At 65.3% G+C, this 21579-nt stretch carries 22 protein-coding genes, 1 tRNA gene and 1 pseudogene; 18 read left to right on the forward strand and 6 right to left on the reverse strand.

The annotated features are described in order from the left end of the window. Positions 1 to 151: 151 nt before the first annotated feature. Entirely contained in the window at positions 152 to 766 is a 615-nt protein-coding gene (locus ACVILH_RS06925) for a ribonuclease D (protein WP_456712228.1), read from the reverse strand. A 513-nt stretch (positions 767 to 1279) separates the two neighbouring features. Here ACVILH_RS06925 and ACVILH_RS06930 point away from each other — a divergent pair. The 3 genes from ACVILH_RS06930 to ACVILH_RS06940 all read left to right on the forward strand — a co-directional run bounded on the left by ACVILH_RS06930 (position 1280) and on the right by ACVILH_RS06940 (position 4182). After that, on the forward strand, positions 1280 to 2251 hold the full coding sequence (locus ACVILH_RS06930; RefSeq protein WP_456712229.1) for a TRAP transporter substrate-binding protein: 972 nt from the start codon (positions 1280 to 1282) through the stop codon (positions 2249 to 2251). Between the two features lie 102 nt (positions 2252 to 2353). Beyond that, positions 2354 to 2899, forward strand: coding sequence for a TRAP transporter small permease subunit (locus ACVILH_RS06935; RefSeq protein WP_434838710.1), 546 nt, complete (start codon positions 2354 to 2356; stop codon positions 2897 to 2899). Continuing rightward, positions 2890 to 4182, forward strand: coding sequence for a TRAP transporter large permease (locus tag ACVILH_RS06940; protein WP_456712230.1), 1293 nt, complete (start codon positions 2890 to 2892; stop codon positions 4180 to 4182). The genes ACVILH_RS06935 and ACVILH_RS06940 overlap by 10 nt, the downstream gene beginning before the upstream one ends. Positions 4183 to 4486: 304 nt before the next feature. Here ACVILH_RS06940 and ACVILH_RS06945 read toward each other — a convergent pair whose 3' ends face one another. After that, entirely contained in the window at positions 4487 to 5692 is a 1206-nt protein-coding gene (locus ACVILH_RS06945) for a hypothetical protein (RefSeq protein ID WP_456712231.1), read from the reverse strand. 437 nt (positions 5693 to 6129) lie between these two features. Here ACVILH_RS06945 and ACVILH_RS06950 point away from each other — a divergent pair, with 437 nt between their 5' ends. The 7 genes and pseudogenes from ACVILH_RS06950 to ACVILH_RS06980 all read left to right on the forward strand — a co-directional run bounded on the left by ACVILH_RS06950 (position 6130) and on the right by ACVILH_RS06980 (position 9945). Then, complete coding sequence (locus ACVILH_RS06950; protein ID WP_456712232.1) at positions 6130 to 6549, forward strand: hypothetical protein; 420 nt, start codon at positions 6130 to 6132, stop codon at positions 6547 to 6549. Further along, positions 6536 to 6775 carry a hypothetical protein gene (locus ACVILH_RS06955; protein WP_456712233.1) on the forward strand — a complete coding sequence of 80 codons (240 nt, stop codon included), beginning with the start codon at positions 6536 to 6538 and terminating at the stop codon, positions 6773 to 6775. The genes ACVILH_RS06950 and ACVILH_RS06955 overlap by 14 nt, the downstream gene beginning before the upstream one ends. A 38-nt stretch (positions 6776 to 6813) precedes the next feature. Then, positions 6814 to 7749 (forward strand): annotated as a pseudogene (locus ACVILH_RS06960) (NAD(P)-dependent oxidoreductase). A gap of 178 nt (positions 7750 to 7927) precedes the next feature. Further along, on the forward strand, positions 7928 to 8182 hold the full coding sequence (locus tag ACVILH_RS06965; RefSeq protein WP_456712234.1) for a type II toxin-antitoxin system prevent-host-death family antitoxin: 255 nt from the start codon (positions 7928 to 7930) through the stop codon (positions 8180 to 8182). Between the two features lie 9 nt (positions 8183 to 8191). Continuing rightward, positions 8192 to 8617, forward strand: coding sequence for a hypothetical protein (locus ACVILH_RS06970; protein WP_456712235.1), 426 nt, complete (start codon positions 8192 to 8194; stop codon positions 8615 to 8617). 771 nt (positions 8618 to 9388) lie between these two features. Beyond that, complete coding sequence (locus ACVILH_RS06975) at positions 9389 to 9649, forward strand: type II toxin-antitoxin system ParD family antitoxin (protein WP_456712236.1); 261 nt, start codon at positions 9389 to 9391, stop codon at positions 9647 to 9649. Next, positions 9646 to 9945 (forward strand): type II toxin-antitoxin system RelE/ParE family toxin, encoded by a 300-nt coding sequence (locus tag ACVILH_RS06980; protein ID WP_456712237.1) that lies wholly within the window; start codon positions 9646 to 9648, stop codon positions 9943 to 9945. The genes ACVILH_RS06975 and ACVILH_RS06980 overlap by 4 nt, the downstream gene beginning before the upstream one ends. A 122-nt stretch (positions 9946 to 10067) precedes the next feature. Here the strand turns inward: ACVILH_RS06980 and ACVILH_RS06985 are convergent. After that, positions 10068 to 10154, reverse strand: a tRNA-Leu gene (locus ACVILH_RS06985). A gap of 225 nt (positions 10155 to 10379) precedes the next feature. On the opposite strand from ACVILH_RS06985, the gene ACVILH_RS06990 reads away from it, so the two are divergent. Further along, positions 10380 to 11348: a complex I NDUFA9 subunit family protein gene (locus ACVILH_RS06990; protein ID WP_456712238.1), complete on the forward strand. Its 969-nt coding sequence runs from the start codon at positions 10380 to 10382 to the stop codon at positions 11346 to 11348. Between the two features lie 108 nt (positions 11349 to 11456). On the opposite strand, the gene ACVILH_RS06995 is transcribed toward ACVILH_RS06990, so the two are convergent. Then, complete coding sequence (locus ACVILH_RS06995; protein WP_456712239.1) at positions 11457 to 12263, reverse strand: undecaprenyl-diphosphate phosphatase; 807 nt, start codon at positions 12261 to 12263, stop codon at positions 11457 to 11459. A gap of 359 nt (positions 12264 to 12622) precedes the next feature. Here ACVILH_RS06995 and ACVILH_RS07000 point away from each other — a divergent pair, with 359 nt between their 5' ends. Further along, on the forward strand, positions 12623 to 13315 hold the full coding sequence (locus ACVILH_RS07000; RefSeq protein WP_456712240.1) for a glutathione S-transferase family protein: 693 nt from the start codon (positions 12623 to 12625) through the stop codon (positions 13313 to 13315). Continuing rightward, on the forward strand, positions 13264 to 14442 hold the full coding sequence (gene queG, locus ACVILH_RS07005) for a tRNA epoxyqueuosine(34) reductase QueG (protein ID WP_456716892.1): 1179 nt from the start codon (positions 13264 to 13266) through the stop codon (positions 14440 to 14442). Before ACVILH_RS07000 ends, queG begins: the two co-directional genes overlap by 52 nt. A gap of 75 nt (positions 14443 to 14517) precedes the next feature. Here the strand turns inward: queG and ACVILH_RS07010 are convergent, their stop codons facing one another. Then, positions 14518 to 15240 carry an alpha/beta hydrolase gene (locus ACVILH_RS07010; RefSeq protein ID WP_456712241.1) on the reverse strand — a complete coding sequence of 241 codons (723 nt, stop codon included), beginning with the start codon at positions 15238 to 15240 and terminating at the stop codon, positions 14518 to 14520. A 322-nt stretch (positions 15241 to 15562) separates the two neighbouring features. Here ACVILH_RS07010 and infC point away from each other — a divergent pair, with 322 nt between their 5' ends. Both infC and ACVILH_RS07020 read left to right on the forward strand, forming a co-directional pair. Further along, complete coding sequence (infC, locus tag ACVILH_RS07015) at positions 15563 to 16102, forward strand: translation initiation factor IF-3 (protein ID WP_085963464.1); 540 nt, start codon at positions 15563 to 15565, stop codon at positions 16100 to 16102. A gap of 176 nt (positions 16103 to 16278) precedes the next feature. Further along, positions 16279 to 18933 carry a DUF3857 domain-containing protein gene (locus tag ACVILH_RS07020; protein WP_456712242.1) on the forward strand — a complete coding sequence of 885 codons (2655 nt, stop codon included), beginning with the start codon at positions 16279 to 16281 and terminating at the stop codon, positions 18931 to 18933. A 53-nt stretch (positions 18934 to 18986) separates the two neighbouring features. On the opposite strand, the gene ACVILH_RS07025 is transcribed toward ACVILH_RS07020, so the two are convergent. After that, positions 18987 to 19355 carry a hypothetical protein gene (locus ACVILH_RS07025; protein ID WP_456712243.1) on the reverse strand — a complete coding sequence of 123 codons (369 nt, stop codon included), beginning with the start codon at positions 19353 to 19355 and terminating at the stop codon, positions 18987 to 18989. A gap of 265 nt (positions 19356 to 19620) precedes the next feature. On the opposite strand from ACVILH_RS07025, the gene rpmI reads away from it, so the two are divergent. The 3 genes from rpmI (at position 19621) to pheS (ending at position 21478) form a co-directional block, all read left to right on the forward strand. Further along, positions 19621 to 19821, forward strand: coding sequence for a 50S ribosomal protein L35 (gene rpmI, locus ACVILH_RS07030; protein WP_006612327.1), 201 nt, complete (start codon positions 19621 to 19623; stop codon positions 19819 to 19821). Positions 19822 to 19892: 71 nt separating this feature from the next. Then, positions 19893 to 20252, forward strand: coding sequence for a 50S ribosomal protein L20 (rplT, locus tag ACVILH_RS07035; protein ID WP_456712244.1), 360 nt, complete (start codon positions 19893 to 19895; stop codon positions 20250 to 20252). A gap of 143 nt (positions 20253 to 20395) precedes the next feature. Beyond that, positions 20396 to 21478, forward strand: a complete 1083-nt coding sequence (pheS, locus tag ACVILH_RS07040; RefSeq protein ID WP_456712245.1) for a phenylalanine--tRNA ligase subunit alpha — start codon at positions 20396 to 20398, stop codon at positions 21476 to 21478. Positions 21479 to 21579 lie beyond the last annotated feature (101 nt).

Here is a 21579-nt window from a genome sequence, read left to right on the forward strand (position 1 = left end):
CTCCGACGGACACGGGACACGTGCGAAACAGCGGTCATCCTACCATGGCCGTGCCGGGCATTGCAGCCTGGAACTGGCGCGAAATCGCGACGCAGGTCGCCTACAATCATTAAGAGAGATTAATGATCCTGAACGGCAGCCCGCCGCCGCATCACGAATGGGCAAAAATGTCCTCGGCCTCGAATCCGCCCAGATCGAGCGTGGCGCGGTGGGGCAGGAAAGCGAAGCAGGCCTGCGCCAGCGCCAGCCGGCCCTCGCGCGCCAGCATCACGTCGAGCTTCTCGCGCAGCGCGTGCAGATGCAGCACGTCGGAGGCGGCATAAGCGAGCTGCGGCTCGCTGAGGGCATCGGCGCCCCAGTCGCTCGACTGCTGCTGCTTGGAGAGATCGATGTTGAGCAGCTCGCGGACGAGATCCTTCAGCCCATGGCGATCGGTGTAGGTGCGCGCCAGCCGCGAGGCGATCTTGGTGCAATAGACCGGCTGCGGCATCACGCCGAACGTGTGAAACAGCGTCGCGACGTCGAAGCGGGCGAAGTGGAAGATCTTGGTGATCGCGGGATTGCCCAGCAGCGCCTTCAGGTTCGGCGCGTCGGTGTGCCCCTTGGGGATCTGCACCACGTCGGCCGAGCCGTCGCCGGGCGACAGCTGCACCACGCAGAGCCGGTCGCGGTGCGGATTGAGCCCCATCGTCTCGGTGTCGATCGCAACCGAGGAGGTGTAGCGGGACAGATCGGGCAGGTCGCCACGGTGCAGGCGGACGGTCATGGGTATCAAAACCTCGGTCGGATCGATATCGGACGCGACGGGCCAAGGCGACACGGGCCAAGGCGACGCCGCAGGACGGGCTCGGGGAACCGGCTGTAGCCCGGCGCTGGTAACCATCCGGCAAACGCGCCGCACGGAGATCGGACCAGGGAATGCCAGCCGGGCTGCCCGGACGCAAGGCCCGGCTGGCACCGGCGCTGGCATGCAAGACCGCCCCTACGGCGCCGCAGCCATCCTTCGGCACGTGCGTAAGGAAGGTCCCTCAGACACGGATCGGTTGCGCTGCGGCCGACACAAACGAGGCAGGGCCGCCCGTCTGCGTCGCGCCTCATCCTCCCCCATCGATCGATGCGACTCTTGCATTGATCGATGCCGCCTTTGGCTTTGACAGAGAATGCCGCCCGCCCTAGGCACGAGATTGGCGCTTGACTACGCAGCATTTGCGGTGGAGCGACCCAAGTCGGCCCGCAGACGCTGCCCAACGACGACAAAATCAACGAGGAGGAAGCCCAGATGAAGACAGTCTCAGCTCTCATTGCAGCCGCCGTGCTGGCGGTCACGTCGCCCCTGGCGATGGCGCGCGATTTCCGCTCCGCCGACGTGCATCCGGCCGACTATCCGACCGTCGAAGCCGTCAAGTTCATGGGCAAAGAGCTCGCAGCCGCGAGCGGCGGCAAGCTCGGCGTCAAGGTGTTCCCGAACGGCGCGCTCGGCTCCGAGAAGGACACGGTCGAGCAGCTGAAGATCGGCGCGCTCGACATGATGCGCATCAACTCCTCGCCGCTGAACAATTTCGTGCCCGAGACCGTCGCGCTGTGCCTGCCCTTCGTGTTCCGCGACACCCAGCACATGCGCAATGTGCTGGACGGTCCGATCGGCGACGAGATCCTTGCCGCCATGGAGTCCGCCGGACTGATCGGCCTCGCTTATTATGACAGCGGCGCACGCTCGATCTACACGGTCAAGGCGCCGGTCAAGTCGCTCGCCGACCTCAAGGGCCTGAAGATCCGCGTCCAGCAGTCCGATCTCTGGGTCGGCATGATCCAGAGCCTCGGCGCCAACCCGACGCCGATGCCCTATGGCGAGGTCTACACCGCGCTGAAAACGGGTCTGGTCGACGCCGCCGAGAACAACTGGCCGTCCTACGAATCCTCGCGTCATTTCGAGGCCGCCAAGTTCTACAACGTCACCGAGCACTCGCTGGCGCCTGAAGTCCTCGTGATGTCCAAGAAGGTCTGGGACACTCTGAGCAAGGACGACCAGGCGCTGGTCCGCAAGGCCGCCAAGGACTCCGTTCCGGTCATGCGCAAGCTGTGGGACGAGCGCGAGCAGGCCTCGCGCAAGGCCGTCGAGGCCGCCGGCGTGCAGGTCATCACCGTCGCCAACAAGCAGGAGTTCGTCGACGCGATGAAGCCGGTCTACCAGAAGTTCGCCGGCGACGAGAAGCTCCAGAGCCTCGTCAAGCGTATCCAGGACACCAAGTAAACCAGACTAACGACACGACCTAGCAGCACCAACGAACAACAACAGTCACCCGCTCCGGCGTCGTCATCGGCGACGCCGGATGCAGGCCAGGGGAGGACGGGAATGACAGACCCACATGTCGGCGACCACGAGCACGGTGAGGGGCGCCCGTCACGCGGCCCGCTGACGCGGATCAACGCCGTGATCGCGCGGCTGGGCATGTATCTGTCGGTCGCCGGCCTGCTCGTCATCGTCACCATCGTCTTCTACCAGGTGTTCGGACGCTACGTGCTCAACTCCAGCCCGACCTGGACCGAGAATTTGGCGCTGGTCCTGATCCTCTATGTCACCTTGATCGGCGGCGCCGTCGGCGTCCGCGATGCCGGGCATATCGGCATGGACAGTCTTCTGGTGATGCTGCCGGACTCCACCCGCGAGAAGATCGAGATCGTGATCCACGTGCTGGTCGCCCTGTTCGGCATCGCCATGGCCTATAATGGCTGGATCCTCGGCGCCTCCGTCGGCACCGTGAAGATCGCCAATCTCGGCCTGCCTGAGCTCGTCCGCTACGTCCCGCTGGTCGTCTCCGGGCTCCTGATCGTCTCCTTCTCAATCGAGCACATCATTGCTCTCCTGCGCGGTGAAGAGGTCATCCCGTCATGGAACTGATCATTCTCGGCGTCACCTTCTTCGGCTTTCTCATTCTCGGCGTCCCCGTCGCGTTTGCGATCGGCCTGTCCGCGATCTGCACCATTCTCTATGAAGGCCTGCCGGTCGCCGTCATCTTCCAGCAGATGATGTCGGGGATGAACATCTTCTCGTTCCTCGCCATTCCGTTCTTCGTGTTCAGCGGCGAATTGATGCTGCATGGCGGCGTCGCCGACAAGATCGTGCAGCTCGCGAAAAACCTCGTCGGTCACATCCGCGGCGGCCTGGGCATGTCCAACGTCGTCGCCTGCACGCTGTTCGGCGGCGTCTCCGGCTCGCCGGTCGCCGACGTCTCGGCGATGGGCGCGGTGATGATCCCGATGATGAAGAAGGAAGGGTTCGACACCGACTACGCCGTCAACGTCACCACCCACGCCTCGCTGGTCGGAGCGTTGATGCCCACCAGTCATAACATGATCATCTATGCGCTCGCCGCCGGCGGCAAGGTGTCGATCGGCGCGCTGATCGCCGCGGGCCTGATGCCGGCGCTGGTGCTGATGGTCTGCATGCTGGTCGCGGCCTATGCGGTTGCCGTCAAGCGTGGCTATCCCGCCGGCAAGTTTCCCGGCTGGTCCGAGGTGGCCCGCTCGTTGGCGGCGGCACTGCCGGGCCTCTTGATCGTCGGCATCATCCTGGCGGGCATCCTCTCCGGCGTGTTCACCGCCACCGAGTCGGCGGCCGTCGCGGTCACCTACACGATCGTGCTGACGTTCTTCATCTACCGCACCATGACCTTGCAGAACTTCCTGCGCGCTGCCGCCAAGGCGGTGAAGACCACCGGCGTCGTGCTGCTGCTGATCGGCGTCTCCACGATGTTCCAGTATCTGATGGGACTCTACGAAGTCGCCGATTTCGCCGGCGATCTGATGAGCAAGGTCTCGACGCAGCCCTGGATGATCTTCCTCTTGATCAACATCATCCTGTTCCTGCTCGGCACCTTCATGGACATGGCGGCGACGATCCTGATCTGCACCCCCATCTTCCTGCCGATCGCGATGAAGGCCGGCATGGATCCGGTGCAGTTCGGCATGCTGATGCTGATCAACTGCGCGCTCGGCCTCAACACCCCGCCGGTCGGCACCACCCAGTTCGTCGGCTGCGCCATCGGCGGCATCTCGGTCGGCGCGGTCATGCGCACCATCCTGCCGTTCTACGCCGCGCTGATCGCAGCACTGATGTTCGTGACCTATGTCCCGGCGTTCTCGCTGTGGCTGCCGCGGCTGCTGATGGGGTACAAGGGATAGGTGGAAGCGGCCGCTGGTTTGTTGGCCGACCCCGGCCGGCAAACCGCGCCTGCCATGGCTTGCTGACAACAACATTTGCTGACCGCGTAGGGTGGGCAAAGGCGCGCCCGACAGCAGGTTGGCGTAAGAGGTCTCGCGCGCGACGTGCCCACCGCGTCGCGCCGAGATCAAGATGGTGGGCACGGCGCACCAGCAGCGGCGCAAGCCGTGAGATCTTGCGACGCGCCTTTGCCCACCCTACAGCCTGACAGCCACCTCCTCCGCTGCCGTCCCGGACAAGCCCGCCGAAGCGACGCGTCGACGCTCACTTGACGCAGGAGCGCGCGACGATGCCGATCTTGCGGCGATCGCCGGCGAGATCGAATTCCAGCCCCATCGCGGTCTCCGAGTCGACCGTGCCGATCCCGTCATACAGGATCTCGATCCGCTTGGCCGCCTCCAGATCCGCCATCGTCGCGCCGACGATCTGCCCCGTTGTCTGCGGACCGAGCGGGCTCGCTTCCAGCGCGACCAGCTTGAACGGATAGCTGCGCCTGCCATGATCGTTGACCAGGAACACCTGTCGCTCCGTCATGATGGCCCGCATCGTCTGCTCGAACGTCTCGCTGTCGTATTTCCAGTTCGGAATCATCGCGAGATGGACGGTCGAGGCGTCGCCGCGGCAATACAGGCGCAGGCGGAAGTTCACGAACAAGGACCGGTTGAAGATTTCGACATAGGCGCCGCCGCCGCCGAACGGCTCAACGGTCATCGGGCTAGAGTATGCCGAGCTGATCTCGATGCCGAGATCGACAACCTCCTGCCGCGTCAGCCATCGGACCTTACCCCGCGTCGAGGCGGCCAGCGCGAGCAGTCTCGGACTGGCATCCATGCGCAGAACGTAGTCAATCAGCCTCCCCATCATCGCCTGGTCGGCAGCACGGACGGGCTCGCTCGCGGTGCTGGCCTTCGGCTCCTTGCTCGGCTCGGGGTCGAGCAGCTGCCGCAAGCCGAGCTCGCCTCCTTCGGCGTGCCGCCTGATGCCGCCGAGAAACGCCAGGACGCAGGCTGATGCACAATGACCGCGATCCCAGCCGCCGTCGATGGTGTTGATGAATCTGCCGTCCGCATCAAGCGTCCCGGAGGTCTTGCCGACCGCGCTGTGCAGGTTCTCCTCGCGGATCATCTCGCCAAGTCGCATCGCAGCCGTGAGATCGCCGCCGGGCGAGTTGAACCTGATGTCATATCCACTCCTCCCCTTGGCGAGAAACTGCCGAAACACCTCCGGCGTGTCGCGCTGGATGGTGCCCTCGGCCGCGATCCACGAGCAGCCGTTACAATTGCCGGTATCGCCGGCGTTGAAGAACCGCATCGGCTTCGACGCATCGTAGTTGAATGTCTCGTCGGCAGCGGAGGGCTGGGCAGCCAATGCGGCGATAACGCCGAGCAGGACGGGCGCCACCAGGCGCAGAGACGAGCGGCGGTGCGCAGCCGCAAGGTGCTTTGCGCGGGTGGAGATGATGAACGACATGGATTGTGTCCGTGACGACGAAAAGGAGACGGGATCGGCTGACGGAGCCGAGGCAATGGCAGAAATGTGCGAGAGACGGCGGATAGCAAAACCTTGTATGACTTCGCCCGCTGCAGCGATTAACGAAGCTGGCGCCTCGAGCAGGAGAATGCTACCGTCAGCAATCACAGATCGCAAGCGCGCCGCTCTACGTCTAAGCCCTGCGTGCGCTGAAGCGAGAATCGCTTAGACTCTGCGCTCGTTTGCTATGATGTTCTGGATCTGCACAAGATATCTTCCAGGGCGACGGAGGATGACCGCGCCTCCTGGCGACGAATGACGCACCATCACGCCAGTCATGAGCACCGATTGATCCGCCTCGATGAGGACAGCCTTTCCGACAGAGCCGCTGCCCAACACGTTCTGGATCGATGGGGACGCGCAAGCAACGTGAGCACATGGTCACCCTGTCCCACTTCCTGAACCTCGATCTCGTGCTGAGATCGAAGTCCGACCTCACCGAGCTGATCGCGCATCTGGACCAGGGCGTCTACGTGCTGCATCACCAGGAGCACGAGCAGGAGTTTCTGCTGGTGCTGGAGACCACGGATGCGCTCGATCCGATCGCATGCACGGATCGATTCCTCACCTGGATCGAATCGCTGTCCGACGCGGCGCGGGAGCTGTGGACAGGCTGCACGTCGCGCACCTTCTCCTATGGCTTCGAAGGCGGCGGCGACTTCCCCGCGCTCGACATCACGATCCCCGCCGATCTTGTGCTGCGGATCGCTGCGCTCGGCGCCGCCATCGGCATCACCGTGTATCCCCTTCGCAATACTGGTGCGGAGCGGAAGGACGAACCAGATGCGCTATCCTGACGGACAGATCGCGCGGCTCGGCGACGAGGTTGGTCTCGCCGGCATGAGCGGCAGGGTCGTCTGCTCGATCGACACCGGCGAATATTCAGACGCTTTCCCCAAGCAGGACTGGGCCTACCTACAGCGCGGCGTCATGATCGAATGGGATGGCCAGGGCCTGACGCATTACGAGGAGCCGGAGGCCGGTATGATCCTGGTCAGACGTCGTCGATCAGTTCGAGCATAGCAACACCAACAGTAAATAGGTCACAGCTTCGGACAAGAATGAAAAGGCACCTCGGCGTTGGGCAGCCAGGTCCGGATAGAGAGGAGCTTGCAATGGCGGCGATCGGATTCATCGGTTTGGGTGTCATGGGCGAGCCGATCTGTCGGAATCTGGCGCTGAAGTCCGGCGTCCCGATCCTCGGCTTCGATCGTGCGGATGCACCGCTGCAGCGGCTCGCCGCGGTCGGCGTCATCAGGGCCGCATCGCTCGCGGAGCTGGCGCGCGAGGCGGATGTGATCTTCATGGCGTTGCCGAGCGGCAAGCACGTCCAGGCCGTGTGCGACGGCGATGGCCTGCTCCGCCACGTCGAGGCGCGTCACACCATCGTGGACCTCGGCACCTCGCCCGTGCAGGCCAGCCGGGAGTTGGCCGAGCGGTTTGCGGCCAAGGGCGCCGCCTACGCGGATGCGCCGATCGCCCGCACGCGGCAGGCGGCCGAGGACGGCACGCTGAGTGTGATGGTGGGGACCGACGCGGCGACGTTCGAACGGCTGCGGCCGCTGATCGCGATGTTCGCGACCGACATCACCCATTGCGGCGGCGTCGGCGCCGGCCAGGTCGTGAAGATCCTCAACAACATGGTGCTGATGCAGACGGTCGTGGCGCTCGGCGAGGCGCTGGAGACCGCCAAGCGTGCGGGCCTCGATCCCACGCTGCTGTTCGAAACCCTCGCCAAAGGCTCCGCCGACAGCTTCGCGCTACGCAACCACGGCATGTAGGCGATGCTGCCCGACACATATCCCGAGCGCGCGTTCTCGACCGAATATGCCCGCAAGGACATCCGCTACGCCCTCGATCTCGCCAGGTCCGTGCAGATCGATCTGCCGGGCGCCGAGCTTGCCGACAGACGGCTCGGAGAGGCCATCGAGGCGGGATATGGCGATCTGTATTGGCCCGTGCTGGCGCGCGTGATCGCGGCGTCACGTAAGATTTGACCTGCATGAGGCTTTGTTGGCCGGCCTGACCGGCGAACCGCGTCTGTGATAGCGAGCGGATAGCGGTATCATCCCTCATCAATGAACCGGCTCCGTGGCACGCGGCAGCGATTGCGCGCCTTGCGCCTCTCTTGGCCCGGATTTATATGTCGATCGTCGGATAATTCGAGAATTCCAAATGGTTCAGACGACCGCACTCGAATTTCAAAGCAAGCTCGACGAGTTTCAGGACCGCGCGCAGCGCGAGCCTGTTGAGATCATCCGGCATGGCCAACGCGAACTCGTCCTGATGTCAGCCGAACATTACGACTGGCTGGTCGCGGCGGCTCATCGTGTTCATCGCACCGCGGACGCGCCGGCAATCGTCATCGATGCGATCGAGCGGGCCGAGATGGATCCGGAGCACGTGGTTCTCGACGATCTACTTAAGTGAGGCCTGGGCGTGGCGTTTCCGGATCCGAAGCCGGGTCTTATCGTCCGCTACGATTATCTCTGGTCGCATGATGCCGCCGCGGGGCGCGAGCATGGGAAGGATCGTCCAACATGCCTCGTAGCAGCCATCGACCGTTCCGGGTTATCCCGTTACGTCGTGTTGCTGCCAATCACGCATGCCCCTCCGGATGACGCCACTGTCGCGGTAGAGATACCTGCCAAAGTGAAGCAGGCGATTGGCTTGGATAACGCGCGCAGTTGGATCGTGGTTTCGGAGTACAATATCGACGAATGGCCCAACGCCGGCCTCACACCTATTCCAGGTCATCCGGGACAATTCAGTTACGGCTTCATTCCCCCGGGATTGTTCGCGCAGGTGAAAGCCAAGTTTCTCAAGCTGGCAAAGGACAAGAGCACCAAGGCGGTACAACGATAATTGGCGCAACGGCGCCACGCGCAGTTCTGTAACTGCTGCACGCGCCTGACTTCGATACAGATGTTACGGTCTTGCTAGTCGCGCCCGCATGCCACCCATCCCCAAACTGCCCGTCGTGCCAGTCTGTCGCAGCATTTGGCCTTGCCCCGTCGGGCAAATCAGCTGCACATTTCCGCGCGCCCCTGCTGCCGCATGAGGGGCGTGTCGCGACCGTCACGAGACGTTGGCAGTGGGATGCGATGGGCGTGCGTCGACGCAGCGTGAACTAATCGCGCGGACGAACGGCGAGGCACGCACGGTCAAGTCGCGCGGTCCTGACATCCCGATGCTGATGTCAACTCACGCAGAAGCTTCAGCTTCGCGTGGGGATGGTGGCCAGCAAGCCGGCGCACCAGGGAGAGCGCGAAGCAGCCGTTAAAACCGTTGCGCAGGGAAGGCCGGATGATCCGGCGCGTACCTGTGGTTCCTGCCGCCAGCATTTTCTTGTCGCTGGCGGGCCATGGGTGCGACCGGCACCCGGCCTTCCCTGCGCCCTCAGTATTGACAGGGCGAGACGATCGGCAGAGCTCGGGCGCGGGATGCGTCGCGAGATCGTCGCCCCTCGTCCGGGAAGGACCAACGTTGCTGTTTGACAGGTAAAGGCTGTGAAACGGCAGGGCAAGCAGCACTGTAGCCCGACTGCGGCATTCGGCGTTCCGGCTGACAGTCACAAAGATCCGGTTGAAATCGACGTCTCGAACAATAACTATGGCTTGGACTTAGGAGAGGCCCATGACGACCAGTCCCGATCTCGGAGACGTGCTGGACGAGTTCGTAACTGGGCTCGTCGCCTCCGGTCGATATCGCTCGAAGGACGAAGTCCTGCGCGAGGGAGTCCGGCTTCTCCAGGAGCGAGAGCGGAGACTCGCGGCTCTCGACGCTTCGATCGCCCGTGGGCTTGAGGATGCGGATAGGGGTCGAACCAGTCCCAGCGCGGAGGTCTTCGATCAGCTCGAAGCGAAGCTGCTCGCCCGGGCCGTGATCACCCCGTGATCGTTGTCCTAACGGCTGAAGCTAAAGCCGATCTCGAGCAGATCGTAGAATTTGTCGCGACGCAAAGTCCCGCAAGTGCCCTCAAGCTCCTGCGAGAGCTCCAGGAAAAATGCGATACGCTGCTCGACGCACCGCGAGGCTATCCGCTGGTGCCGCGTTACGAAGACCGCGGCATTCGCCGCCGGCCGTTCGGTAGCTTCCTCATCTTCTACCGCGTGCGCGACGATAGGATCGAGATCATCCATATCCTGCACGGCGCGCGCGATTACGAGAAGCTTCTCTTCCCTCAGGATTGAACGGCGAGGCGGCGGCTTGGATCAAGGAAAAACGTCGCACAATGGACGCCGGGCTATGCGTGCACGCCGTGTGGTCCATCGACCATCTCGGCGGCGCCACGCGAAGCTCGAAGAGCGAAGCGTGGTGCCCAGGAAAGGACTCGAACCTTCACGGCCGTTAAGCCACTGGCACCTGAAGCCAGCGCGTCTACCAATTCCGCCACCTGGGCATGTGGAGGCGGTGTGTACGGATCGAACGGCGGCTTGTCAAACCACTCGGAGCCCAAGATGACAATTTTTCTCAAGCCAAGCGCAAAAACACGGCTCCCTTTTCCGCGGTGCGGGCGATGGGCTATACAACGGCGCAAGATGGCGGGCCGCGGGGTGCGAATCGCCGCTGACAGGCTTCTCGTCCGGGGCGGATCGACCGCCCGGCTATCCCAGGAATGATCCCAATGGCATCGAATCTGGACACCCTCGTCACCGTGTTCGGCGGCTCCGGCTTCGTCGGCCGCAATGTCGTCCGGGCGCTGGCCAAGCGCGACTACCGCATCCGCGTCGCGGTGCGCCGGCCGGAGCTCGCCGGCCATCTGCAGCCGCTCGGCCGCGTCGGCCAGATCCACACCGTGCAGGCCAATCTGCGCTATCCCGACTCGGTCGCGGCGGCGCTGCGCGACAGCCATGTCGCCATCAACCTCGTCGGCATCCTGACCGAGAGCGGCGCGCAGACCTTCGACGCCGTGCAGGCGGAAGGCGCCGCCACCGTCGCCAAGGCCGCGGCCGCCGCCGGCGCCCGGCTGGTGCACGTCTCGGCGATCGGCGCCGACGCCAACTCGGCCTCGAGCTACGCCCGCGCCAAGGCGGCGGGCGAAGCCGCATCGCTCGCCGCAGTGCCGGAGGCCGTGATCATGCGGCCGTCGGTCGTGTTCGGCCCCGAGGACCAGTTCAGCAACCGCTTCGCCGGCCTCGCCCGGATCGCGCCGTTCCTGCCGCTGGTCGGCGGCGGCGAGACCAAGATGCAGCCGGTCTATGTCGGCGATGTCGCGACCGCCGTGGCGGATGCCGTCGACGGCAAGGCGCAGCCGGGCGCGACCTATGAGCTCGGCGGGCCGGAGGTGCTGAGCTTCCGCGAGATCCTCAAGATCATCCTCGACATCACCGACCGCGACCGCGCGCTGCTGCCGCTGCCGTTCGGGCTCGCCAAGCTGCAGGCCGCGTTCCTGCAATTCGCGCCGGGCCCGCTGAAGCTGACGCCGGACCAGGTCGAGCTGCTGCGCCACGACAACATCGTGTCGGAGGCTGCGAAGGCGGCGGGGCTGACCTTGCAGGGCCTCGGCATCACGCCGGATTCGCTGGAAGCGATCGGCCCGCAATATCTCTGGCGCTTCCGCCCGGCGGGTCAGTTTCAGCGCAAGAACGCATGAGGGGTCCGTAGGGTGGGCAAAGCGAAGCGTGCCCACCACCTTGCTTCGGCATACGCGGTCAGAACGGAGGGCACGGCGCTGCGCGCCTTTGCCCACCCTACGCGGTAACTACTTCCCCAACGCCAGCGCGATCAGGCCGAGCGTGCCGACGATGACGCGCCACCAGGCGAACAGCACGAAGCCGTGGCGGGTGACGTAGCCGAGGAAGGCCTTCACCACGATCATCGCGGTGATGAAGGAGACGACGAAGCCGATCGCGATGAGGCCGAGGTGATCCGAGGTCATCTCGGCACGGCTCTTGTAGAAGTCGTAGACGAAGGCGCCGACCATCGTCGGGATCGCCAGGAAGAAGGAGAACTCCGCCGCCGAGCGCTTGTCGCCGCCGAGCAGCATCGCCGCCACGATGGTCGAGCCGGAACGCGACACGCCGGGGATCATTGCCAGGCACTGCGCGACGCCGATCCACAGATACATCATCAGCGGATAGCGCGTGGCGTCGTGCTCTCGCGGCTTGAGATCGATCTGGTCGACCCACAGCAGGATGGCGCCGCCGACGATGAGAGAGAAGCACACGACCCAGGGATCGAACAGCAGCGCCTTGATGTATTTGCCGGCGATGAGGCCGATGATCACAGCGGGCAGGAACGCGATCAGCACGCCGATGATGAAGCGGCGATCGTCGGGATTGGTGAGGGCGCCGACGGCGACGCGGGACAGCTTGAAGAAATACAGCGCGACGATGGCGAGGATGGCGCCGAGCTGGATCAGGATCGCAAAGCTCTTCCAGAAGCCGTCCTCGCCGAGGCCGAAGAAGCGCTCCGCGAGCAGCAGATGGCCGGTCGAGGATACCGGAAGGAATTCGGTGACGCCCTCGACAATGCCGAGAAGCACCGCCCGCAGCGTATCTGACATCATGATCGGATCCAGGATTGCCGGCAAAAACGCCGCCCTTCTCGCCTATTCGGCCGGCGCCCGCAATTGCAAAAAGCGCTGGCCACGGCCACATCGGATGAATGAACCGAGACGTGATCGGGCCTACGAATCAGAACGCGGCCGTGCCGCCTCGCGGACCTCACATCTCGATCCGTGTTCCCGGAACGTCATTTCCCGCATGCCGCCCCGTCGCCCTACTGCTTACACTTTCGCCGACCATGCGCTAATGGTCCGAATCGCGCCAGGCTCCCCTGCGCCGGTATCGGGACGATCCATCGGTGCGAGCCGGTGGTTGATTGTTCGTTAAGTGCCAAGCCGCCGCGCGGTCGTCGAAAGGCTCCATGTACACGCTCTACCACCATCCCTTCTGCCCGCATTCGCGCTTCGTCCGGCTGGTGCTCGGCGAATACGGGCTCGATCTGCGCCTGGTGGAGGAGCGCGCCTGGGAGCGTCGCGAGGCGTTCCTGGTGCTCAATCCGGCCGCGACGACTCCCGTGCTGTCGGTCGACGACATGCCGCCGGTGCCGGGCGTCGGCGTGATCGCGGAATTCCTCGACGAGACCTGCGGGCCGGAGGCCGGTGACCGCCGGCTGATGCCATCGTCGCCTGCCGAGCGCATCGAGGTGCGCCGGCTGATGGACTGGTTCAACACCAAATTCTTCGAGGAGGCCTCGAACCTGCTCGTCACCGAGCGCATCTACAAGCGCTTCATGAGCGAGGAGGATGGCGGCGGGCCGCCATCGACCGACGTGATTCGCGCGGCCAAGACCAATGTGCGCTATCACCTCGCCTATATCGGCTGGCTGGCGCAGCGGCGCAATTTCCTCGCCGGCGACCGCCTGACCTATGCCGACCTCGCCGCCGCCGCGCATCTCTCCGCGATCGACTATCTCGGCGACGTGCCGTGGATCGAGGACGACGCTGCGAAGGCGTGGTACGCGCGGGTGAAGTCGCGACCGTCGTTCCGGCCACTGCTGAGCGACTGGCTGGCCGGCGTGCCGGCGTCGCGCACCTATGTGGACCTCGACTTCTGAGCGCCCACGCGCCAGACGCCCTCAAGGCGACGCTGGCGGCCGAGGCGCTGAAGCTCGGCTTCGACTGCGTCGGCATTACCGCGCCGGTGGTGAGGCCCGAGCGTGCAGCCGCGTTCGAGCGCTTCCTCGCCGAGGGCCAGCATGGCGACATGGACTGGCTCGCCCGCGAGCCGTCGAGGCGCACCGATCCGCTGAAACTGTGGAGCGAGGTCCGCAGCGTCATCATGCTCGGCGTCAATTACGGGCCTGACGAAGACCCGCGCGCGATCCTCGCCCAGCGCAGCCGCGCCGCGATCTCGGTCTATGCGCGCGGCGACGACTATCACGACGTCATCAAGAAGAACCTCAAGACGCTCGCCCGATGGCTGATCGCGCAGACCGGCGGCGACGTGAAGGTGTTCGTCGATACCGCCGCCGTGATGGAGAAGCCGCTGGCCGAAGCGGCCGGGCTCGGCTGGCAGGGCAAGCATACCAATCTGGTCTCGCGCGGCTTCGGCTCGTGGCTGTTCCTCGGCGCGATCTACACTACGCTCAAGCTGCCGATAGACACACCGGAGCGCGACCATTGCGGCTCGTGCCGGGCCTGCCTCGACAGCTGCCCGACGGCAGCGTTCCCCGCGCCCTATAGCCTCGATGCGCGGCGGTGCATCTCGTACCTGACCATCGAGAACAAGGGGCCGATCCCGCGCGAATTCCGCAAAGCCATGGGCAACCGCATCTATGGCTGCGACGATTGCCTCGCCGCCTGCCCCTGGAACAAGTTCGCGCAGGCGGGACGCGAGGCGAAGCTCGCGGCCCGCGACGCGTTGCGCGCGCCTGATCTGGCCGAGCTGGCTGATCTCGACGATGCCGCGTTCCGCGCACTGTTCACGAAGTCGCCGATCAAGCGTATCGGCCGCGATCGTTTCCTGCGCAACGTCCTGATCGCGATCGGCAACTCCGGCGATGCTGCGCTGATCGCCTCGGCAGAGCGGCTCACGGTCGATCCGAACCCGCTGGTGCGCGGCGCCGCGGCCTGGGCGTTGGGGGAGTTGCTTGAAGGCGACGCCTTCGCGAAAGCGGCGGACTCGGCGCTGGCGGCCGAGGCCGACGACAGCGTCCGCGCGGAATGGCAAGCCCGATGCTGACGCCGACCGCCTCAGCCCATCTCGCCGACGGCGGCCAGCATCCGCGCGATGTCCTGCGGCCGCGACAGCCGGTGGTCACCGTCCTGGATCATGGTCAGCACCACGTCCTCGGCCGGCAACCGGTGCGCCAGCGCGAAGGCATGCTGCCAGGGCACGTCGGGGTCCTGGGCGCCCTGGAGGATGCGCACGGGGCAGCCGACATTGATGGCGCTGCCGAGCAGCAGGTGATTTCGGCCGTCCTCGATCAGGGCGCGCGTGATCGGATAGGGCTCGCCATACTCCGAAGGCCGCATCCAGACGCCATTGGTCTCGATCTCCCGGCGGATCTCGGCCGAGAAACCCTTCCACATCAGCTCCTCGGTGAAATCGGGCGCCCGGCGCGATCAGGACCAGACCCGCCAGCGAAGCCTCGCCCGGCTGCTTCAAGAGCTCGCGCGCCAGCAGCAGCGCCATCCAGCCGCCCATCGACGAGCCGATCACCACCTGCGGCCCGCGGCAGAACTGCCGGAACACGGCCACGCTCTCCTCCAGCCAGCGGCCGATCGTGCCGTCGACGAAGCGCCCGCCGGACTCGCCGTGGCCGGAATAGTCGAACCGGACGCAGGCGCGGCCACGCTCGGCCGCCCAGGCCTCCAGCGCCACCGCCTTGGTCCCCTTCATGTCGGAGTTGAAGCCGCCGAGCCAGAACAGCCCCGGCGGCGTCCCCGGACGCGCCCGCACCGCGATCTGGCGCGCGGCTTCGCCGGCGCCGACGGCGATGAAGGCAGGAAGATCGCTCGATTCGATAGCTTGGTTCATGGATCGTTACCCCCTGGCGGGCGTTGTGTGGGCGAGCCGGCCGTTGCCGTCAATCCGATCGATCTGAGCTGCGGCTTGCGAAAGCGAGGCGTGCACTCTATGTCCGCCGTTGGAACCACATGGCCCGGCCCCGCGCGTTGGCGCGTCTGTCCTGGCCCGCTGGTCTCCTTTGGGGGAATACGCCGCCACGCCGACTGCGCGTGCGACGCAAGTGCCGCAACGGCCGGGCGGAATTTCGACGCACCGGCCATGCGCGACCTTGCCCGCAAAGGCATCTTCCTTCAAAATAGCCGCCTTCTTCCACAACCTTGGAGCACTACCCATTCGCCGCCCCAATCGAGCCCCGCCCGCTGCCGTCAAAGACGGGCCGCGCACCAATGATGAGATTCGCAATGCGCAGATCCAGCTGATCGACGCCGAAGGCACCAACCGTGGTGTCGTCGAGACCGTTGTCGCGATCAAGATGGCGGCCGAGGCCGGCATGGACCTGGTCGAGATTTCGCCGAACAATTCGCCTCCCGTCTGTAAGATCATGGACTACGGGAAGTACAAATATTCGGCGCAGAAGAAGGCCGCCGAGGCCCGCAAGAAGCAGAAGGTCGTCGAGATCAAGGAGATCAAGCTCCGTCCGATGATCGATGACCACGACTACGACGTGAAGATGCGGGCAATGCAGCGCTTCTTCGAGGAGGGCGACAAGGTCAAGATCACCCTGCGCTATCGCGGCCGCGAAATGGCGCACCAGGAGATCGGCACCAAGCTGCTCGACAAGGTGAAGTCCGACGTTGCGGCGTTCGCCAAGGTCGAGCAGGACGCCAAGTTCGAGGGCCGTCAGGTCGTCATGGTTCTGGCCCCGCGCTGACAGCGAGGCGCGGGAGGGTTTTGCGGTCCGTCAGACGGTTGACGGGCCGCTTTCGTTTGCAAGCCGATCGTTGACGAAATCTTTCCGCCGCGCGCGAACTTGTCCCTGACCGCCCGGTATCTCGGTAACCGCCCCCCACTAGGATGGGCCTCCGCATCGCTGAGGCTCGATCGATCATGACTGGGCGCATCCTCTGGGGATTGCTGGCGCTGTTCTTCGCCGCGGCCGAGGCCCGAGCTGACCCCGAGCCGGGCGGCTGGGTCGATCCGGGCTGGCGCCGGCTCGTGGCGCGCTATGCCGTGACATTCGGGCAGGATGGTCTGAGCAGGACGGTGATCGACTTCGAGATCCTCGCGCTCAATGCGCGTGGCGCCGAAACCATCGCCCAGCAGAGCTTCAACTATAACAGCCACTTCGGCGAGCTTGCGGTCAGCAACCTCACCACCATCAAGGCCGACGGCCGGGTCATTCCGGTCGACCCGCGCGCGATCCGCGACCAGCCCACGGCGACTGAGACGTCATCGCCCTATTTCGATGAGGAGCGGACCCGGATCATCGCCTATTCCGATGTCGCTGCCGGCGACAAGGTCACCGGACGTGCTGTCTACACCGACAAGCTCGCCCATTTTCCGGGCCAGTTCGCGCAGTTCTGGGTCCAACCCCAGGATCAGCCGCCCGAAGTCCTGGAGCTGACTGTCGACGGCCCGGCGTCGATGCCGCTGCAGACATCGGCGCAGGACGTCGAGCACCGCGTGGAGCAGTTGGGCGACCGGATCATTCATCACGTCCGGTTCACGCAGCAGACGCCACGGTCCCGAGCGATCGGGCTGGACGCGTTCGATAGCGCCCGTCGCTTCGAGGCCAGCACATTCGCCGGGTATGCCGCGTTGGCAGGCATGCTCAGGGAGCGCAATGCGCCCATGGCCCGGCCGACGGAAGTCTTGCGGCGCTTCGCGGCCGAGATCGTCGGCGACGCCGCCACCACCGCGGACAAGGTCGAGCGCCTCCACAACTGGGTGACCCAGACGATCCGTTACGTCGGCATTGGGCTCGAGGATGGCGGCCTGACATCGCAGCCGGCAGAGTCCGTGCTCGCGGCGCGCTATGGCGACTGCAAGGCGCATGCGACCCTGCTGAAGGCGCTGCTCGCCGCGCAGGGCATCGCCGCCGACCTCGTCGCGATCAACAGTGGCGCGCGATATCGGATCACGGAGGTCGCGACCCAGAATTTCGACCATGTGATCATCTATGTGCCGGAATTGGACCAGTACCTCGATCCGACCGCATCGCTGGTCGCATTCGGTGCGCTGCCATCCGACTTGGGCGGCAAGCCGGCGCTCGACATCGACAGAGGCGAGGTGGTGACGCTTCCGCTCACGCCAGCGGAACGCTTCTCGCTCACATCGGACAGCGAGGTCACGCTGGCCCCTGACGGCGCCCGCATCGGCCGAACCGTGCTGGGTGGACGCGGGCTGGGAGCGGCGTTGAGCCGAGCCATGGTGAGACGTTCCGAACGGATGGACCGTCGGCGAGGCCCGATCGAGATGCTCAATGGCGAGCGGATCGAGGACAGCCCCGATCCCCTCGCGCCAGACGTGCGCCAACTTGCCGACTCCTACGCCGCCATCACGTCCTATCGCCTGAAGCCGATCCCGCTCGACGCACCGCTGCGTCTCTCGGCGCTCGTCACCAGCGATCCGCGGCCCTCTCCGTTGGAGCTGGCGACGGCAGGTGTGCGGCGGGAGACGTTCAGATGCCAGTCGGTGCAATATGTGCACACGGTGACGCTGCACTTGGCCGACGGCGTCAGTCTCGCGTCCAAGCAAGCAGCGGTCTCCCATGCCGCCGACTTGTCCGGCGAGACTGTCTATGGCCCGGTCCACGGCCGGATCGAGGTCGGCGGCGAGATCACCGACGACAAGGGGACGGTCCGCGCGACGTCCCGCCTGCTCGTCCGGTTCGACGGGCCGGTCTGCCCGGCGGATTTCGCCGGCAGCATCGAGAAGGCCTGGATCAAATTCGATCAGTTCCGGCGCGCCGCGATCAGCCTCTCAACGAAGCCGGTCGGCTATGTGCTCGAGACCAGCCCCGAATTGGACGCGGCGCTCGAGGCCTACAATCGCAAGGACTACCAGCTGGCGCTGTCCCGGTTCTGGCCGCTCGCGAAGGCCGGACATCCCAAGGCGCGCGCCTATATCGGCTTCATGCACGAATACGCCTACGGCGTCGCCCGCGACTATTCCGAGGCGGCGCGCTGGTATCGCATGTCGGCCGAACAGGGTGACACCTACAGCCAGGCGAAGCTCGCCGGCCTCTACGCCAATGGATTGGGTGTCGCGCGTGACGATACGATCGCGGCCGAGTGGTACGCGCGGGCCGCGCGGCTCGGCGACCGCCAGGCTCAGCTGCATCTCGCGACCTTCTACCGCGATGGTCGCGGCGTCGGCCGCGACCTGAAGCAGGCCGAGACATGGTTCGCGCTCGCGGCGGAGCAGGGCTCGGGGTGGGCGCAGATGAGCATCGGGTTGCTCTACACCAAGGGTGGCGACGGGCTGCCGGTGGACTATGGCAAGGCCGTCGAGTGGTTCCGAAAAGCCGCGGCCAATGACGACGCCACCGCCAAATACAATCTCGGCTGGGCCTATGAGGCCGGGCTCGGCGTGCCCCGGAATAACGAGCAGGCCATCGAGTGGTATCGCAAGGCCGCGGATCAGGGCGATCAGCTCGCCAAGGAACGCCTCGCCCGCCTGACGAGCGCTGGCTCGCCATCCTTGCCGGCCGGGCGCCTCATCGGCGGCCTTCTGAACCTGCTGTCCAGCCGCGCTGAATAAGCCGCCCGTTCAAATCGGGCTGCCGTGCCGCCAGCTGGTCGTCCGTCGCTGCTCTAGCTGCGCGTCGCCTGCCACCGCCCGCTGCAGGTGCCGGTCGAGCCTTTGCCGCTCCAGCGACCGGAGCCGGAGGTCGCGCCCAGCCGCCCGTTACCGCTGGCCGACGAGCCGCCCTGCGAGACCCGCACCGTAACGGCGCCGCCGCGGCCGACGGTGCCGGTGATGTTGGCGGAGCCGGCCGAAGTCACGCGGCCGCCGCTGATCTGCACCGGGAAGCTGTAGCCCTGGTCGCAATTGCCGGCTTCAGTAATGATCAGGACGGTCCAGGGACCGTCGAACCCGGCGGCGTGGACTGGTGCGGAAGACGAGATGGCTGCCGCGGCCAGGACAGCGGCGACGGCAGCGGGACGGATGATGCGGACCATGGACGGACCCCGGCTTGGTTAACGAAAGCTGATCATGGGTCGGAATAGCCGATTCCATGGTTCGACGTTGCCAAGTTCGATCGTCTCTGGCATAAGCGCGACCTTCGTCGCCCGGCTGATCAAGGGCTGCCGTGGCGATGTCCCTGTGCGGGTGGATCCTCGTTTGGATCCGAAACCTGAGCACAACCAACGCTCTAACGAGCATTTTCGCCAGATGGCGCCGCTTTTGCGGGCGGCTTGCCGTTGGCAATCTAAGGAGAGCCAAATGCCCAAGCTGAAGACCAAATCCGGCGCCAAAAAGCGCTTCAAGGTGACCGGGACCGGCAAGGTGATGCACGCTCAGCGCGGTAAGCGCCACGGCATGATCAAGCGGACCAAGAAGCAGATCCGGCAGCTGCGCGGCACCCGCGTGCTGTTCAAGACCGACGGCGACAACGTCAAGAAGTACTTCTTGCCGAACGCCTGACCGGCCTCTCGCTTCCGAACCCGGCCGCGCGTGACGCGGCTCGTCATCACCTCTGAACAAGGATTTCCGTCATGTCTCGCGTCAAACGCGGTGTGACCGCCCACGCCAAGCACAAGAAGGTCTACAAGGCCGCCAAGGGTTTCTACGGCCGCCGCAAGAACACCATCCGCGCCGCCAAGGCCGCCGTCGAGAAGGCCGGCCAGTATGCGTTCCGCGATCGCAAGCGCAAGAAGCGCACCTTCCGCGCGCTGTGGATCCAGCGCCTGAACGCCGCGGTGCGTCCGTTCGAGCTCACCTACAGCCGATTTATCGACGGCCTGTCCAAGTCCGGCATCACCGTCGACCGCAAGGTGCTGTCGGATCTCGCGATCAACGAGCCCGCCGCGTTCGAGGCGATCGTTGTGAAGGCCAAGGCGGCGCTCGCCCCCTGATCGCCTTCCGCATCGTGAGGACTTCAAAAGCGGCCGACGCTCTCGGCCGCTTTTTGCTGTCTAGCGCCCTCACTCGTTTCGCTTGACCCCTGTCGCCGTCGCGGCGACAACCCAGCCGCCTTTGCCCCGCGGAGATCTTGCCCGTGTCCGACCTCGCCTCGCTCGAAATCTCGATCCTCGACCAGATCGCCGCCGCCGGCGACGAAGCCGCGCTGGAAGCGGTGCGCGTCGCATCCCTCGGCAAGAAGGGCTCGATCTCGGCGCTGCTCGCCACGCTCGGCAAGATGTCGCCGGACGAGCGCAAGACCCAAGGCGCCGCCATCAACCTCGCCAAGGACAAGGTCACGCAGGCGCTCTCCGCGCGGCGCGACGTGCTGAAGGCCGCCGCGCTCGACGCCCGCCTCGCCGCCGAGACCATCGACGTCACCTTGCCCTTGCAGGATACGCCGGCCGATACGGGGCGCATCCATCCGCTCAGCCAGGTGATGGACGAGCTGACCACGATCTTCGCCGACATGGGCTTCTCGATCGCCGAAGGTCCCGATGTCGAGACCGACGACTACAACTTCACCAAGCTGAACTTCCCGGAAGGCCACCCCGCACGCGAGATGCACGACACCTTCTTCTTCAATCCGAAGGAGGACGGCTCGCGCATGCTGCTGCGGACGCACACCTCGCCGGTGCAGGTGCGGACAATGCTGACCCAGAAGCCGCCGATCCGCGTGATCTGCCCGGGCCGCACCTACCGCATCGATTCGGACGCGACCCACACGCCGCAATTCCATCAGGTCGAAGGCCTCGTGATCGACAAGGGCTCGCATCTCGGCCACCTCAAATGGATCCTGCACGAGTTCTGCAAGGCGTTCTTCGAGGTCGACCACATCAACATGAAATTCCGGCCGTCGTTCTTCCCGTTCACCGAGCCGTCGCTCGAGGTCGACATCCAGTGCCGCCGCGACAAGGGCGAGATCCGCTTCGGCGAGGGCGAGGACTGGCTGGAGATTCTCGGCTGCGGCATGGTGCATCCGAACGTCCTGCGCGCCTGCGGCATCGATCCCGACGAGTACCAGGGCTTTGCCTGGGGCATGGGCATCGACCGCATCGCAATGCTGAAATACGGCATGAGCGATCTGCGCCAGCTGTTCGAAGGCGACGTCCGCTGGCTGTCGCATTACGGCTTCAAGCCGCTGGAGGTGCCGACTCTGGCGGGAGGGTTGAGCACGTGAGCGTTGGGCCGCTCAATCTTGCCTATGGGGCAGTCGGACTCCCTTTCCTGCGTGCGGGGGAGGGTTGGGTACTCCGCATGCTTGGTTCGGCAAACGCCGGT

Source organism: Bradyrhizobium sp. USDA 4353 (assembly GCF_054063215.1).